This is a genomic window from Staphylococcus felis (genome assembly GCF_003012915.1).
In the GTDB taxonomy this organism is placed as follows: domain Bacteria; phylum Bacillota; class Bacilli; order Staphylococcales; family Staphylococcaceae; genus Staphylococcus; species Staphylococcus felis.
In genome coordinates this window covers 797,047-814,368 of record NZ_CP027770.1, presented here as the reverse complement: position 1 = coordinate 814,368, position 17,322 = coordinate 797,047, and the positions used below count along the sequence as shown (strand labels likewise).

At 34.7% G+C, this 17,322-nt stretch carries 15 protein-coding genes; 4 read left to right on the top strand and 11 right to left on the bottom strand.

The annotated features are described in order from the left end of the window. Positions 1-115: 115 nt before the first annotated feature. On the top strand, positions 116-742 hold the full coding sequence (locus tag C7J90_RS03850; protein WP_103208712.1) for an FMN-dependent NADH-azoreductase: 627 nt from the start codon (positions 116-118) through the stop codon (positions 740-742). A 423-nt stretch (positions 743-1,165) separates the two neighbouring features. Here C7J90_RS03850 and C7J90_RS03845 read toward each other — a convergent pair whose 3' ends face one another. Next, positions 1,166-2,014 carry a trypsin-like serine peptidase gene (locus tag C7J90_RS03845; RefSeq protein ID WP_103208714.1) on the bottom strand — a complete coding sequence of 283 codons (849 nt, stop codon included), beginning with the start codon at positions 2,012-2,014 and terminating at the stop codon, positions 1,166-1,168. A 103-nt stretch (positions 2,015-2,117) separates the two neighbouring features. Then, on the bottom strand, positions 2,118-3,056 hold the full coding sequence (locus tag C7J90_RS03840) for a CapA family protein (protein WP_232618896.1): 939 nt from the start codon (positions 3,054-3,056) through the stop codon (positions 2,118-2,120). Between the two features lie 82 nt (positions 3,057-3,138). On the opposite strand from C7J90_RS03840, the gene C7J90_RS03835 reads away from it, so the two are divergent. Beyond that, positions 3,139-4,283 (top strand): IS3 family transposase gene (locus C7J90_RS03835; protein ID WP_103209691.1). Its coding sequence is split into 2 segments (ribosomal slippage): positions 3,139-3,385 and positions 3,385-4,283, totalling 1,146 coding nucleotides; the frame shifts between segments, so codons are not numbered across the junction. Here the strand turns inward: C7J90_RS03835 and C7J90_RS03830 are convergent. Both C7J90_RS03830 and tcaB read right to left on the bottom strand, forming a co-directional pair. Continuing rightward, positions 4,183-6,645 carry a Mur ligase family protein gene (locus tag C7J90_RS03830; RefSeq protein WP_106465090.1) on the bottom strand — a complete coding sequence of 821 codons (2,463 nt, stop codon included), beginning with the start codon at positions 6,643-6,645 and terminating at the stop codon, positions 4,183-4,185. The genes C7J90_RS03835 and C7J90_RS03830 overlap by 101 nt on opposite strands. Before the next feature lie 909 nt (positions 6,646-7,554). Next, positions 7,555-8,760 (bottom strand): putative multidrug effflux MFS transporter TcaB, encoded by a 1,206-nt coding sequence (gene tcaB, locus C7J90_RS03825; protein WP_103210151.1) that lies wholly within the window; start codon positions 8,758-8,760, stop codon positions 7,555-7,557. 492 nt (positions 8,761-9,252) lie between these two features. Between tcaB and C7J90_RS03820 the strand changes: the two genes are divergently transcribed. Next, the gene (locus C7J90_RS03820) at positions 9,253-9,423 is read left to right on the top strand and encodes a hypothetical protein (protein WP_158701898.1); all 171 of its coding nucleotides are present in this window, start codon (positions 9,253-9,255) and stop codon (positions 9,421-9,423) included. A gap of 39 nt (positions 9,424-9,462) precedes the next feature. Here the strand turns inward: C7J90_RS03820 and C7J90_RS03815 are convergent, their stop codons facing one another. Then, entirely contained in the window at positions 9,463-9,981 is a 519-nt protein-coding gene (locus C7J90_RS03815; RefSeq protein WP_103210154.1) for a YfiT family bacillithiol transferase, read from the bottom strand. A gap of 233 nt (positions 9,982-10,214) precedes the next feature. Here C7J90_RS03815 and C7J90_RS03810 point away from each other — a divergent pair, with 233 nt between their 5' ends. Beyond that, a complete protein-coding gene (locus C7J90_RS03810) occupies positions 10,215-10,709 on the top strand; it encodes an isoprenylcysteine carboxyl methyltransferase family protein (RefSeq protein ID WP_103210156.1) in 495 nt (164 codons plus the stop codon). A gap of 414 nt (positions 10,710-11,123) precedes the next feature. Here C7J90_RS03810 and cntE read toward each other — a convergent pair whose 3' ends face one another. From cntE to cntA, 6 genes are read right to left on the bottom strand one after another with little or no spacing between them, the layout of a single operon-like run. Beyond that, a complete protein-coding gene (gene cntE / locus C7J90_RS03805; RefSeq protein ID WP_103207134.1) occupies positions 11,124-12,308 on the bottom strand; it encodes a staphylopine family metallophore export MFS transporter CntE in 1,185 nt (394 codons plus the stop codon). Between the two features lie 12 nt (positions 12,309-12,320). Next, positions 12,321-13,070: an ABC transporter ATP-binding protein gene (locus tag C7J90_RS03800; protein WP_103207132.1), complete on the bottom strand. Its 750-nt coding sequence runs from the start codon at positions 13,068-13,070 to the stop codon at positions 12,321-12,323. Next, positions 13,063-13,878 (bottom strand): staphylopine uptake ABC transporter ATP-binding protein CntD, encoded by an 816-nt coding sequence (gene cntD / locus C7J90_RS03795; RefSeq protein WP_103207130.1) that lies wholly within the window; start codon positions 13,876-13,878, stop codon positions 13,063-13,065. The genes C7J90_RS03800 and cntD overlap by 8 nt, the downstream gene beginning before the upstream one ends. After that, positions 13,875-14,744, bottom strand: a complete 870-nt coding sequence (gene cntC / locus C7J90_RS03790; protein ID WP_103207128.1) for a staphylopine uptake ABC transporter permease subunit CntC — start codon at positions 14,742-14,744, stop codon at positions 13,875-13,877. The genes cntD and cntC overlap by 4 nt, the downstream gene beginning before the upstream one ends. Next, a complete protein-coding gene (gene opp1B, locus C7J90_RS03785) occupies positions 14,744-15,676 on the bottom strand; it encodes a nickel/cobalt ABC transporter permease (RefSeq protein ID WP_103207127.1) in 933 nt (310 codons plus the stop codon). The genes cntC and opp1B overlap by 1 nt, the downstream gene beginning before the upstream one ends. Before the next feature lie 12 nt (positions 15,677-15,688). Beyond that, positions 15,689-17,284 carry a staphylopine-dependent metal ABC transporter substrate-binding lipoprotein gene (cntA, locus tag C7J90_RS03780; protein ID WP_103207125.1) on the bottom strand — a complete coding sequence of 532 codons (1,596 nt, stop codon included), beginning with the start codon at positions 17,282-17,284 and terminating at the stop codon, positions 15,689-15,691. Positions 17,285-17,322 lie beyond the last annotated feature (38 nt).

Genomic DNA, 17,322 nt, shown 5'->3' with positions numbered 1-17,322 from the left:
TATCGGCCATTTGGAGTATTTTATTACGAATTCGAAGTTTTATCTTGATATAATTATTATACTTGATATAATAGTTATCGTTGTTAACATTCACTAATAGAAAGGAACTTTTAAAATGACTAAATTACTTTATATTACTGCACATCCCCTAAGCGAACTTGTATCAGCTTCTATGGCTGCTGGTAAAGCATTCTTAGATTCATACAAAGACGCTCATCCTGAAGATGAAATCGTACACATCGACTTATTTAAAGAAGATATCCCTCAAATCGATGCTGACGTCTTCTCTGGATGGGGCAAATTACAAAATGGCGAAACATTAACAGAAGAAGAAAGTCGTAAAGTGAACCGTTTAGGTGAAATCGTTGATGAATTTATCAACGCTGACAAATACGTATTCGTATCACCAATGTGGAACTTATCATTCCCTCCAGTATTAAAAGCCTATTTTGACGCTGTATCAGTTGCTGGTAAAACATTTAAATACACTCCAGAAGGCGCTGTTGGTTTATTAACAGACAAAAAAGCCCTTCACATTCAAGCGCGTGGTGGACTCTATAGTGAAGGACCTGGAACTGAAATGGAACACGGTGATCGCTACATTAAATCATTAATGGGCTTCTACGGTGTCCCTTCATACGATACTGTTATTATTGAAGGTCACAACGCCGCACCTCAGAAAGCAGAAGAAATTAAACAACTTGCAAATCAAAAAGCAGTAGAAATGGGACAACAATTCTAATTTCTCAAAAAGACTTAAGTTAAAAAAATAGCAAGAAGGCATTCATTCACATGAAGCTTTCTTTCAAATAAACTAGTCATACTAATTTAGGAAGTTAAACAATTTATTGTTGATTAACTTCCTTTTTTCATTGTTAAATATGTGATTTCTTGAATAAAAAAGTGACACAAATTATTGTAACTTTCATACTCAAAACCGTGCCTTTTGATACACATTATGTTACGTAAAATTAACTAAGTATTGAGTTTTACAAATCAATATGCCACTTTACGAGCAAAACAATATAGCTAAGCAGTTCAAAAATCGATAAAACACAGTAATTCCGTAAAATTCTACTTATTTATAATTATTGTACACTCTACTTTAATATACAAAAATCCACCCTAAACTTCTTCATTCTTAGTAAAGCTCATTTAATAATGATTAATATCTATACTTATCTACCTCTTCTTTTACATAACCAATAAAGCTAACTGCATACGCCATTTCATTTTTACCTCTGATTGTAATATTAGCATTAGTGTTGTTCATTCCTCCTGGATTAATACCTATCACTTTATTGTTGTTATTCAATATTGGAGAACCTGAGTTTCCTTTTCTAATAATGAGTTTTGAATAAAATTGTGGATCGTCACTATTAACATTACGGATATAAAATCCCTCTGATTTATATAACTTATACCTATTGTCTCTTTCAAAATTACTGCCTAAAAATTCTTTAGCTGGATAACCATAAGTAGTAATTCGGTCTTTAAATTTCATATCATTAATATCTTTTTCATTTGCTATTTCTAAAGGTTTAACTTTATCCGTTAGTTTCTCCTTTGTATGCACAATAGCTACATCAACACCTTTAATCATTTTGATATCTTTTATATTAAATACATAAGGTATATTACTTCCGTTTCTAGATGGCATGAACTTTAAATTACTCACATTTTCTGCATCATATTTTGTTTGGTTTCGAGTTCCAAACCCTTTTTCTACTACATGATTATTGGTTAAAAGTGTATAATCGTCTACTACAAATGCTGAACCATAAACTTTATTTTTAGTATTTGATAAAATACCGATACCACTAATTGATTCATCAATTTTATCAATAGCCTTTATATCTAAATCATTATTACTGATTTCCTGAACTAATTGCTGAGCCTCCATGATACCTGCATCTCTATTATTCACAACTTTTTCCAAATATGAATCCGCATTAGCAATAGAACTTGATGTTACAAATGAAAAAACAATAATTGATATTAGTAGTTTTTTCAATCTTATATCCTCCCTGTATATAAATTATCTTCATCAATCAAATAATATGAAAAATAGCGATGTTGTTTTCAATCTTTCTAACACTTCATCGCTATTTCTTCGTTTATGATATAACTGTTTCTATATAATAATAATCATCTTTTCCGATTTCCATATTTTCTGATCCATATGTTTTCATCATATTGATAAAATGCTTAAATTCTTCTTCGTTTAAAAATCTTGGTTGCCAGAATGTTTCTAAGTTATTCCCATAGATAGGATAAAATCTGAGTTTAAGAGGTTGATTTTCTTCTAAAATGAGCTGGGCAATCATGCTATATGCTGGCACAAATCGCTTATTGTATTCACCATTACTATTAAACACGCCATTACCAATACTATATGCTACTGTAGTATGGCCTATTTTTTCTACCTTTTGAATCATGTGTGCACCATGACCAATGATTAGATCTGCACCTGCAGCACTCAATTGCTCTGCATATTCGACTTGTAATGGATGAACACTCTTGAAATCCACACCCCAATGCGCAATAACAACAATCTTACTTGTTGGATACTTTTCTTTTTCCGCCTTGATAGATTCTAACATATACATATTCATACAAGCTACACCCGGTTCGTCTCCAATCGCATAGAAATCAAAAGCTTCATACATTGGTTTTCTATACCAATAGGCATTAAAGAATGTAATACGCTGGTTGTTGATATTCATCACATATGGCTTTTCTGCCTCATTTTGTTCTCGTCCAGCCCCGATTGTATCAATACCAGACCGTTGGAATTGGTCTATTGTTTGATTTAATCCTTCGACACCACAATCCATCAGATGATTATTGGCTAACGTTACCAGATTGATTTTTTCGTTTTTTAACGTACTAACGTTACCAATTGAATCAGCATGCAATACGTAAGGTTTTCTCATTTTTAAGTATTCGTTACGATCATCAGAAATTGCCGCTTCAAAATTACAAATATTAAAATCTGCACGTTGTATAAAAGGTCTTAGTTGATCGAAACTATACGCTCGTCCAAAACGCGTCAATGCATCTTCTGAATCGTCTACACTTAGTTGGACAAATTCTATGAGAATAGATATTGTTAAATTAAGAAAGTAGGCGATTTTTATGACAAGAGAAAGAAGAACTTTTAGTCCTGAATTTAAATTACAAATGGTAAAGCTTTATGAAAATGGTAAGCCTAGAAATGAAATTGCTCGTGAATATGATTTAACACCTTCGGCGTTAGGGAAATGGATTAAGCAACATCAAAATACTGGTTCATTTAACCATCAAGATAACTTAACTAATGAAGAAAAAGAACTAAGAAAATTACGTAAAGAAAATCAACAATTGAAAATGGAAAATGATATTTTAAAGCAAGCAGCGCTGATCATGGGACGAAAATAGATGTCATTCGAAAGAATGCCAATAAATATTCAGTATCAGCAATGTGCAAAGTCCTGCAAATCTCTAGAAGTAGTTACTATTACGAAATTAACAAATCACCCAACGTTGAAAAAGATGATCGAGATAAGGAAATTAGCGATAAAATTATCGAGATTTTCAATTCTAATCGCAAATGTTTTGGAACAAGAAGGATTAAAAATGAACTTATCAAAAATGGTTTAAATGTCTCAAGACGACGTATAGGACGCATTATGAAAGCAAATAAATTAGTATCTTCTTATACGACATCGAAGTATAAATCATTTCCTTCTCGCTCAAGTGAACGCGAAATCAATAATGAATTAAATCAAAGTTTCAATAGAAAAGAACCATTGGAAGTTCTTGTCAGTGATTTGACATATGTAAAAGTGGCTGGAAAATGGCATTACATATGTTTATTTATTGATCTTTTTAACCGTGAGATTGTTGGGCATAGCGCAGGCTCAAAGAAAGATAGCACGCTTGTATCCAAGGCACTTAGTAGCATTAGACACGATTTAAGAGACGTACAAATGTTTCACACTGACAGAGGAAAAGAGTTTGATAATCACATGATTGATGATGTACTAGATACCTTTGGTATCAAAAGATCTTTAAGCATGAAAGGATGTCCATATGACAACGCAGTAGCTGAAAGTACATTTAAAGCGTTAAAAACTGAATTCATTAAACAGTATGATTTTAAATCTATTAATCACTTAAAACTCGAATTGTTTGATTATGTTAATTGGTATAACAACATTCGACCTCATAGTGCATTAAATTATCTGACGCCGAAAGCGTACAAAGATAGTTTCTATAAAAACTGTCTAGAAATCTGTTGACATACCATTCTTTACCTTGTCTAAGTCGAATTCGTGTATAAAATTCGCCAAAGTAAGTATCTCCTAAAACATTAATTGTATACACTGATTTATCACTGTCAATCACTTTTGCCTCTTCAGAAGGATAAGGCTTTACATTATTTGTTATCACAGCGGACAAACTTTGATATATCAATGCGTCTCTATGGAACATCCCTTGCGCGCCAATCACTACTGATACATATTTGCGCCCATTTAATTTTGATAGCGTGACACCGATAGAGTCATTTTGTCCATAAAAAAGTCCATGCGTAATCATGCCATAATGATAAAGATTTGTTTTCGCTCTATATGTCTGGTTTTGGTGCGTGAATATTTTTTGACTTAATAAATCTTGTATAAGTGGTGCCTTTGTATATAGCTTTTCTCCTACTTTAAATAAGCTATCGAGTGTCAAAGCCTGTCTTTTATTTCGAATGCGTCTACCTGTGATGTTATGCGCGCTATCTGCTGATAAGTGAAGATTCCCGACCATTTCACGTATGACTTTCATACTTTTTTGATTGGAACCAATTACTGTGTTCGCAAGCATTAATAGCGCATTAGGGGCATTTTTAACTACTGCCGCTTGTATCAATTTTTCGAGTGATAGTTTGCTATCGTTTGAAAGTGATATTGCATTTTGTGATTGGCTTTCACGTATAGATTGTGCATCAGGGCGATATTCAGTTGTTAAATTCAGCTTTTTAGCGAACAATAAATCTAATATATGATTAATGACTAATAATCCACCTACACCTTGATTTTGGATTACATCTTGTTTGCCAAAGCTTGCTACTTTTTCGCCTGTTTCTAAATCATATGTCGCTACACCGTATCCATTACTATGAATACTTTCACTTGTTTTAGGTGGTACTGCCTCATCAGATTGAATCGCTTTAAGTAATTCGTCTTTAACAAACTTAAAGTTACTTGATCTTGGAGACCCTTTTAACATTACAATATCATCATCTTCAATTACATTTGCAATATGACGCGCAATCAATTCCGCACTTTCATAGTAACCTCCAATTTTTGTTGGTGGTAACTTTCGTAGCATATATTTCATCTCAGGACCATGGGCATATACAATATCAATGTCTGATTCTATAATTGCATCTGCCACTGCTTCATGTTGACGTTTGGCTTCTTCTTCACTTAAATTTTCAATTCTACCAATAAGTGCAATCGACTTACCTTTATGATATTTTGCTTTAGTGCTTAATAACTTGATTGCTTCAATCATTGCAATACCTGTTGCATTCCAAGTATCATTAATTAAAGTAAATTGATGTCCCTCTTTTGTTTGATATACATCAAAATTTTGAACTGCTTTATTTGGCTTATATTTTTTGATTTCAGGCAATAACGGTAATAGTTCAACATTTAGTAATTTAATAATAGTAAGCACGCCGAGAATATTTTGTATCATGCCATTACCATTTAATTGTGTTTCAAATTTAACCCATTCACCTAATACATCCGCTTCGACAAGCGTTGTCGTACGCGTTTCTTTAACACTAATAATTTTACTATCCGCTTGTTCATTAAAGCCGTATGTTATAATGTTGCGGTTGTATTGTTCGACGCTTTGTTTGACGGTTTCATACGCATTCATGTCTCTATTTAAAACGACAGTTCCTTTTTGGTTCATACCCTCTGCTATTTTTGCTTTAAGTACAGCAGTTTGATAAACATCCTTTTGTTGGCCTCCATCAATTGATGTAATCATCGCAATATCAGGGGCATAGTTTTTCATGATACCGCCAGAGCGCATCCACAGACTTGAAATAGCCGCTTCTATAATAGTGTAATCTGGTTGCGTAATCGCATTTGCCATCGTTAATGGCACACCAGTCCGTGTATTATGATTTCCTCTAGTTGAAACGGTTTGATGTTGATAACTCAAAAGGGTATCAAGCAGTCCTTTTGATGTTGATTTGCCTGCAGTTCCTGTAATCGCAATCATCTTACCCGTTCTATGTGTGTAAGCGTAATCGGCCAAAATTTTAATAGTTTGGTATGTATCTTCAACAACATACTGTGGGATTGATGAATCTAACTCTGGAATAGGTCGCGCTACAATCGCACCGCTAATATATTTTTGATGGTTCGACACAGTTGTATGTGTATCCGTCCATCCTGAATAAATGCCTCTATTCCCAGACCCTTTATGCCACGTATCAGAATCAATTGCGATAAACATGACTTTATGCCCCTTATTAAACTCCATCTTAGCTTGTGCTGGATTAATAGTGATATTATCTACAAACCAATCATTTTCTGGCTTACGATACCACTCTCCATGCAATTCTGTCTCGATAATACGTTGATCAAATTTCAAATCCTTACCTCCCAAAAATATCTTATTTATCCATGGCCTTTTGATTACTTCTTTTCCTATATCACTTATCAATATTTATATTATGATTATCACAATATCACTTTAATGCGGTTGTTAATATAACAATTAGCGTTTGAGGATAACGCAATCAATTCAACAGATTATTTTTCAAATTTTGAAGCATTATGAAGGTATTTAATTGAAGTAGCGTTATACTTATTTTTAATATCAATATAAGTCTATCTCAAATCACACTTAGCACACTTTCATATGTTGTTATTCAAAAGAACCATTTCGTTTAATATTGTTAAAATGGTAGTGTATCTCTATATATTTGAATTGATTAGAAGTATTAAAAGAATAAATTCGATAATATTACAATTATACATTTCAATACAAAGTATATTTACAAATATAGTATAGACTTCAAATGTATAATGTCAATAACAAACAGACTCATATCAATATTTAAATTGATAATAACTACTTTTAATTTTTTACGTAAAATATGGAAATAAACCCGCTTAAGAATAAAAATATAGTTATAGATATGCGTATTACAGCTGAATAAATTAGCTTCTCCAGTCATTTTATAAACATATGAATTAAGAAGGTTACACTAGAGAACTATTAATCTTTAAAAGATAGCTCTATTTTTAATTCTCATTTCTCAACACAGTACTTTTGTCTTATATATACCCTTTCTTTTTGATTTTCTAATATAGTATTTAATGTTTATCTGTCTGCAATAGACTATCATCAACTAAAATTTCGTTATTATTTATAAGTTGTTCTAAAACATGTCTTCTTCAGATTAACAGACTAGCTATCACTAATTTTTTGGCATAAAAAAATGGAGCTGTTATGTCCCAGCCCCATACTATAAAAGCAACTTTACAACAGAATCACTTATTGTATATGCTTTTCAACTTTAAAATATTGGAATACGTGTAATACCGCTATTAATACCATAATAACAATGAGTACAATCACAAAAGGAATCACGCTATGTTCTCCTTGTATACCTACTAATGGCGTTGCGAAAGCCCCTATTGCAAACTGGAGTAAACCAATTAAACTTGAGGCACTCCCTTTACCTCTTGTAAGACCTTCCATTGCAATCGCATAACCTAACGTTGCAATGCCAGCTATAGGCGAAACAATGAGTAAAAACGATGGAAGCAACACCCAAAGTGACCAATGATTCATTAAAGCAACGATAACTAAAATACCACCTACAATTTGTATCGCCGAGAATACTCGAAATAACGTATGTTGGTCAAAATAATCTATAAGTTTACTTGTCACTTGAACAGTCATCACCAAACCTAAACCTGTCATCGCGAATACATAGCTATATTGCTGTGCACTTAATGGATAAATATTTTGTAATATAAATGGCGATGCAGCCATATACCCAAAGAATATCCCAAAAGTAAGACCTTGAATGAGCGTAGGTACAATAAAACTACGTGTCGTTAATAAAACTTTAAAATCAGATAAAACATTTTTGAACTGTAAAGGTCTTCTTTCATGATGCGCTAGTGTTTCATTCACCTTGAATAATACACCTATTAACATAAGTAAACTAAATGCCGCCAACACCCAGAAGATCATTCTAAATGATGAAAATCCAAGTATAAATCCACCTAGCATCGGTGATATAACGGGTGCAACACCATTCACTAACATTAATAAAGATAAGAATTTAGTTAACTTTACCCCTTCAAATAAATCAGTCGCAATTGCTCTGGATAAAACCATTCCTGCTCCACCACCGAACCCTTGGATAAAACGTAAAACGATTAAAACCCAAATGTTCGTCGTTAATGCGATCAGTATTGATGTTATAAAATAAATCACTAAACTATATATTAAAGGTTTACGACGTCCCGTTGAATCAGACAATGTCCCGAGTGCTACATTACCAACAGCCATCCCAAGCATAAACCAAGTCAAACTCAGCTGCACACTTGATGTAGATGCATCTAAACTACGCATCACTTCTGGTAATGCCGGTAAATACATATCGATGGATAATGGCGCAAAAGCCGCTAATCCTCCCATAATAATAATGAATAAAGGAGAACTCCATTTTGTTTTTTCTTTGCTCATTCCTTACATTAGCTCCTTTCTAATTGGTGCATGAAATTAAATACGGAATTCATTCACCTTTTAAACGTATCCATCATTTTAGTACGATTAATCAAAAATACGAGCGCCTTGCTCAACTTTGTATAAAAAATATACCACACAGTGCGATATAAGTCATTTATCCAATCTTTAACTATTAGTGTGTCGTTAATTTGTAGTCATAATGATTAAAGGAGCGGTGTTTTATGACATTCCAAATGAAGCCTTTTAACAACTCATTTTTCAATATAAACGCAACAGATTTATTCCATGCTTTCAATCATGCACTTTTGAATCCACACAGTTATTAAAGAATGAGGTATGCATATGTAGTAGAAGCCGCTTTACCAAGTATCAAAAAAGAGGATATTACACTTCAATTTGCTTAAAATACATTAATAATTGAAGCTAAACATGAGAATTATACTCGTCATGAAGAAGGCAATAGATTCACAGAAAACACCAAAAAGCCATATGAAACAACTATTCTCATTTAGTAATATTGATGAGGAAAAATTAAAGCTTCATATTATAAGTGACATGTTGAATGTGACATTACGAAAACAGAGCAATCAAAGAAATAGACATTCAAACATCGACATTGATAAATATAAAAAAGAGTATAAGGCTATTGAGACGTCCTAGCCTTGATACTCTCTTCTTATTTCTACATATTATAGTTATTTACTGAATCTTTTCCCCTAATGCTACTTTAATATGTGCGTGATGATGATTGGCGTGCCACGATAACTTGGCAATTGTTTCCCCAACTGATACCGCTTCTTTTCCTTCAAGTAAAAACTGATTTTGAAGTTGGTGGCTTTGCAGTCCACGACCTAAAACTACGATGCGAGCGTTTAAACTTTTTATTAAATCCAACGAGACATGAATAGGGGCTTGATTGTCTGGAAGCTGAGCCCAATGGTTTTGATCAAATTCGGGTAGAGATACACCGTCATTTGTTAATGCGAGCTTTAGCCGTTGATACATATTAAGCTGTGAATCAGCAATATGATGCACCAATTGACGCACTGTCCACGCCCCTTCACGATATGTTTTTTCAAGGTCTGTATCATCTAATGCTGTTACTGTTTCACTCAAACGTGCTGTAAACCCATCAATATCCTCTAACCATGTTTGAATATCATCTAATGAAATAGATTCTGGAACTTCTAATTGACCTATCGGAAATCTTACATCCATATTTAATCCCCCTTATATTACAAATAACCTTTTAACATATCATTTAATCATCTGATGATATCTGTATCTTACACATTTCAACTCACTATGTATACATTCACTCATTTTGATATCTTTTCAAAATTTCAATGAACTATTGTATGAAATAGTTAATAAATAGTTAATAGCATTCTTTTATAAAAGACTATAAACTATATATTGCATTAAAAAGACTGTAACTACAGGAGGATATCATGTTATTTACTATACTACTTCTATTTTTTATCATAAGACTTGGAAGTTTAGCCATATCAATTAAACACGCTAAAGGACTCATTCAACAAGGCGCAAAAGAATATGGACAAAAAAATTCCAAGTTCTTAGCTATTGTACATACTTTAATATATGTTTTAGCTGGTGTTGAAGCTATCATAAACCCTCGTCACTTTGACATTATTAGTTTGATCGGGCTCATTATTTTAATATTTGCTTATAGCGTCTTATTCCATGTTATACGTACGTTAGGACCTATTTGGACATTAAAGCTGTTTATATTGCCTAAACACCCTATCATCAAATCGGGATTATATAAAATGACCAAACACCCAAACTATTACTTAAATATTATCCCTGAATTAATCGGTGTATTATTACTCACACACGCAACATACACTTCCATACTACTCATACCATACGCATACCTACTTTATACACGCATACAACAAGAAGAAAAACTAATGAACTTGTAACAAAAAGGTTGTTGAGCATGCGGTTTGAGTTTGAGCATAACTCGAGCAATTCAAAAAATTGTTCCTCAAATTTTGAAGAATTGCGAAGTTATGCCGAAAACTCTGCATGCGAAACACCGTCTATCAAGCTTATTAAGTTTACGCTTTGACAAGGCAACCAGGCTGGGATATAAATATCTTGAAATTTTCTTATAATGAGATGATTCATTCAATGATACGAAAGTGTCTTTTTTTAAAGTATTTTAATGTAAAATTATATGTATATCACGTCGTATTGTTAGCTCGCCCCATCCCCTAAGAAATGCGATCCAAACAATACGAATGATTGATAAAAGAAATGCGTAGAGATGTTTCATGATTGAAGCATCTCTACGCTATTATTTTGGGATTGATGTCCCAGAATCGTTATAACTATTATTGATATTGTTGTGAAGGTTGAGGCAGGATGCTATATATGATAATGCAGAGTACAAGTACACTACAAATCAAATACATCCACATAAAACCAACCCAATCAGATATAGGTCCCATTAAAGCACCGCCTAATGAAATCCCTAAGTCTGCACAAGCGATAAATAGTCCAAGCAACATATTACGCCCTGCACTTGGTAATACAAAGCTCAGGTACGATGTTAATGTTGGATATACTAGCGCCTGCGTTATCCCTATCATGACTGCACTAAAATAAAATAGCATTACATATATGTATGGACCAAGTGCAACGAGACATGCTGCAACACAGAGCAAACTAAGCACAGTTACCATAAATTTTGGGTGCCATAGTCCATCAGAAGGAATATATTTTCTCAAATAAAAACGTGCAACTACAACAGCAATAGCTTGTGTTGTTAAAAATATTGCAGCATTCCCAAATTGCGCGTTCACAATATAGAGTGGTATAAACGTACTGACTGCACCAAAAACAATAGACGCAATTACCATAATTAAACCACTTTTGAAGAGCACACGATTTTTAAAGAGTTGACCAAATACCGTAATTGCATTAAATGGAATAGGCTCAACCTTTTTGGATGTGTCTGGCTCTTTTTCTCCCATTGTACACGCATATCCAAAAAAGGCAGTTGATAAAGCAATCATAATCATAATTAATGCGAATACACTCATATGACCTAATGACCACACTTGTACGGCAATCAGAGGCCCTACAAGATTAGGAATGGTTGAAAATAATGAATAAAGAGATACCCCTTCTGATCGGTGCTTCTCAGGCAATGCGTCAATAATACCTAATTGGATTGACATTGAGAAAAAGGCTGTACATACACCTTGTATTACCCGAGCAACAAAGTATCCTTCTAAACCTGTAAAACCATATAAAATAAGTGCTACAGCATTGATTGCTAAAATAATACGCAATATGTGAATAGGCCCTATTTTGGCAATAATTTGTCCAGCCCACGGTCTAAAGACCATCGCTGTTAACATATATGCACCCATGACAACACCTATAGCTGTATTGGTCGCACCTAGGTCATGGCCACGTAATGGAATAAAAACATTGAGTATGGCATTCGCACTAAAAAACATTAAAGTTAATAGATATAATCTCAGAAAAGGCCATGCCATTGCACCTTTCATTGAACGTCCTCCTTAGAATGTGAGTTGTTTTTGAATCAATTCTTGTGTATATCGATTGGTCGTACGATGTAAGTCCTTTGTTTTGATTTTCTCTTCAATACGACCTTCTTTAAAAATAATAAGATCTTCACACAAATATGTTGCAGCTTGTATATCATGCGTAATAAAAATATAACTTAATTGCCTTGTTGATTTGAGCTGCTTTAATAGATCTAATATTTGTGTTTGGATAGACATATCTAACGCGCTAATCGCTTCGTCAAATAAAATATATTTAGGATGAATGGATAATGCTCTAGCTATAGCTACTCTTTGTGCCTCTCCACCTGATAATGTATTCGGATATTTGTCTAAAAAGCCTTCTGATAAGCCCACTTCTTCAAGTAATTCCTTGGCCTCTCGTTCCATTGACGCTTTCGTTTCAGTTCGACAATGACACATAACTTCAAATAAAATTTCTCGCACTGTTTGAAATGGATGCAACGAGGACGTATAGTCTTGGAAAACTGCACCCATTTGTTGGTAACGCACTTGTCGTTTATAAATCGGCTGTCCCTCAATGGTCACGGTCCCTCGATCTGGTTTTTCAATGCCTAGTACCAGTCGACTTAATGTCGATTTACCACTGCCACTTTCGCCAATAATCGCAATAGAGGCCCCGACAGGACATTCAAAACTAACACCTTTTATCACGGATTTCATTGATTTTCTCAACAATTGTATACCTTTATATGATTTCTCAACGTTTTCAACTTTAATCATAAGAAGCACCTCTTAACACCTGTTTAAAATGATCATTAATTTTCTTTTTAGCTGTTAATAAATATTTGGTATATTGGTGTGTCGGCTGCTTTAAAATCACTTCTTTTGGTCCCATTTCAACAATAGCACCTTTTTTCATTACAGCGACTTTATCAGCAATATTTTGAATGACTGTTAAATCATGAGAAATAAAGATAATACTACAATCAAATTGTTGTTTAATCTTAGCGAAAGCTTCAAGGACCTCATATTGCGTAATCGTATCAAGCGCTGTTGTAGGTTCATCTGCAATAATCAGTTGTGGCTTTAAGGCAAGTGCAAGGACAATCATCAAACGTTGCAACATTCCTCCTGATAACTCATGAGGATAGGTGTGCAAAATTTTTTCGGGCTGTTTTAAAGCCATATAGCTCATATACGTGATTAATGTTTCTTTCACTTCTGATTGAGGCAACTGTGTATGGGTTCTCATAACTTCTATCATTTGCTTACCTACTGTTGTAGATGGATCAAATGCACGGCTCCCTTGTTGCATAATCATTGCAATCGAACGTCCACGCAATTGTCTTAACGCTTTTTCACTTTGATGATTCATATTGATGCCATTAAATATGATTTCTCCAGAAGTGCGTAAGTGTTTTGGATTCAAACCAGCTATTGCTTTGCAGGTCAATGATTTGCCGCTTCCACTCTCTCCGATAATTCCAAGCGTTTCACCTTTTTCCAATTCAAGAGACACGTCTTTGACAAGTGTCGTTTCTGTCCACGCATCAGTAATAGTCAGGTTATCAATCTTCAAAAATTTCATAGTGGTCTCACACCTTTCGTGATGCGTCTGCGCGAACGTTTCGTTTCGATCCGAGGATCAATGGCCACCTGCAATGCATCAGATAAAAAGTTAAAGGCCATGACAATAATAATAATAGCAATACCCGGTGCAAACATCATTTCTGGGTGTGTAAACATGACTTTACGTGCTTCATTAAGCATCATTCCCCACTCGGGTGTCGGTGCTTTAACGCCAAGACCTAAAAATGAAAATCCAGATATTTGAAGAATCATCGAACACATCGAACTACTCGATATCACCGCAATATCAGCAAGCGTTAACGGTAGTATATGTTTTAACATGATTTGATAATTGGGCATACCAATGGTCTTAGCAAACTTCACATGATCGGAAGCTGTATATTGCATCACACTCGTACGTATGACGCGACAAAACCAAGCCCATCTTGTCAATATAAACGCAATAATGATATTTTCCATGCCTATACCAAATAGCGCGATTAAAGCAAGTGTTACGACATAACTTGGAAAAGCGAGCATAACATCGCATAGTCGCATCAAAATCGCATCTATATAACCTCGGAAATAACCGGCTATTAAACCTAAAACTGTGCCGATTGCGACCGATATCAATAACGCAAATAAGACATAAAGCAAGCTAGGTCGTATCGCAAATATTAATCGTGTTAATATGTCACGTCCTAAATGATCTGTTCCAAGTATATGCTCTAAGCTGAGGCCTGCGTACGCATTTGATATATTGACTGCTGTAGGGTCGTATGGCGTAATAAGTGGTGCAAATATACCTAATAACAGGTATAAGAGAATAATACAAAGAAATATAACGGCTCCTTTATCATGGAGCAACCTGTTTACAATACGCATTAATGTCCCTCCCTCAACCTTGGATTTAGACATGCATTAATAATATCCGCAATCGTATTAAAAACAACAAATAAAGCTGCGACGATGAGGACATACGCTTGGATTACTGGAAAATCTTGCTCAAGTATTGCTTTAATACTTAGCTGTCCAAGTCCTGGCCACGCAAATATGTATTCAACAACAACGATTCCTCCCATAATGATAGGAATAGACATACAAAATAGCGACACTGCCACTTGTAATGCATTTCTCAAAATATGTAAAGTTAAGGTAAAAGGTTTAACTCCGCATGCCTTTAAATACAGCACATAATCTTCATTAAGCTGTTCTATCATTGAACGGCGCACATTCCTAAAATAGATGCCTGCATATGTCATTGTAATCACCAAAACAGGCAAAACATAACTTTCCGGGCCTGCTAATCCTGAAGTTGGTAATAAATTCAGTGACACTGAAATGTACATGATGAGTAATGATGCAACCCAATAAGACGGAAGTGCTGTCAAGAAGAAGGCAACTGACCGAATGATTCGGTCAGTAATGCGTCCTCTTGTCAATGCACTCATTACTCCTAAAATAATTGACGTCGTGATGACTGCTAAACTTGAAATGAGCGTAAGCTTTAACGTATTCCAAAATGCAGGACCAATCCGCTCCGATACAGGGTCTCCTGTAATATAGCTCGTTCCAAAATTGAGTTGTACTGCTTGAATCAGCCAATCTTTATATTGAATCAGAAGCGGTTGATTTAAGCCGTACTTTTCTTTTGTTGCTTCAATTAATTCCGGTGTAATATGTGGTGCACCTTGCGCATGTAAAATCGTAACTGCTGGGTTTCGATCTGTCAGATAAGCCATCAAAAATGTCAAAAAGCTAACGACAATTAATAATGGAAACATGAGCGCAATACGCTTAAATATAAATTTCGTCATCCAAGCGCCCCTTTATTTGTAGTGCATTTCGTTAAATGGCAATTCATATTGTGATTGTGTGAAAGATACACCTTCTAGGTCCTTAGGTGCTACAACTGTCATACGACCATGTGAGATTGGAATAAAGATAGCTTCATCTTCTAATGTTGAAAGAATCGATTCATATGCTTTTGAACGCTCACTCTGATCTTGAATTTTGAAAGAAGCATCAATGGCATTGTAGAGTTCTGATTTGTTCTTAATACCAGATGTTGCACTTTCATAACCTGTTTTCGTTTTAAATGCTGACATCGTACTTTGAGGGTCATACAATAATCCCCAAGTTTGATTAAACATTAAATCATAGTCACCTGATGAACGTCGATCTGCCACTTTGTCTGCAGTTTCACCATTAATATTTAACTGAATGCCTGCCTTTTTAAATTCTGACTGTAAGTATTCTGCTTCTTCTTTTTGACTTGATGATCCCTTGTCAAAAGTAAGTGCCAATGTTAATGGCTGGCCATCTTTTTGACGCATACCGTTACTGTCTTTTTTCCATCCAGCTTGATCGAGTAATTGCTCTGCAGCTTTCAAGTCATATTGACGTGTTGGGACATCAAAGTTAATGTCTGTTACATTTTTAGCAAAGAGTTGCTTAGCTGGTTTTTCTTGACCATCCAAGATCTCCTTGGCAATTTTGTCACGGTTGACCATGTGACCTAACGCTTGACGTACTTCTTTTTCATGAACTGGACTCTTCGTTTGCCCTGAGTTCACAACGATCATTTTCGTATTCATTGGCACACTTTGTGACACTTTATATGATCCTGTATCTTCCAATTGCTTTAATGCATCTTGATCTAAGCTGTCAGTTCCGCGGTCATCTGTGAATGCAAAGTTGGTTTCACCTTTTTTCATCGATAAGAATGATGTTTCTCCAGCTGGCATTACTTTTGCTTTCACCTTTTCAATTTGAGGTTGGTCACCCCAATATGCATCATTGGCAATAAATTCAGCAGACTCATCCTTTTGATGCTCACCCATTTTATATGGACCTGTTCCATCAAAGTTTTTGACGCCATCTTTCGTTGTGCCATCTTTGAAATCTTTCGGCGATACAAAAACGTATGGACGTGGCATTGCTAATTCTGCCAATGCAGGTTGATAAGGCTCTGTTAAATGGATCGATACTGTATTTTTATCAATCACATCTACATGGTCAATCAGTGTTGATATTTTCAACCATGAATGTAAATCTTTATTACTTTGGACAGCATCAATATTCTTTTTAACAGCATTAGCATCAAATGGTGTTCCGTCATGGAATTTCACGTCATCTCTTAAATGGAATGTATATGTTTGTCCATCATCAGAAATATCCCATTTTTTGGCAAGCAGGGGCTTAATCCCCTCTTTTGTATTTTTAACTAATGGTTCGTAAATCATACTTTCAGCAGACATCGATCCACCATATAAATGAGGGTTCATGTCTCCAATATCTTTAACTGTTGTATATGTCAGTTGTTTGTCTTCTTTTTGTTGCTCAAGTGCCTTGTCACTTCCGCACCCTGCTAAGATAATACCTGATGCAAAAAGTACGGCGCTCATTTTTGATAATGTTTTCATCGTTGACCTCTTTCTTGATACAGTTCCATCCCACATCA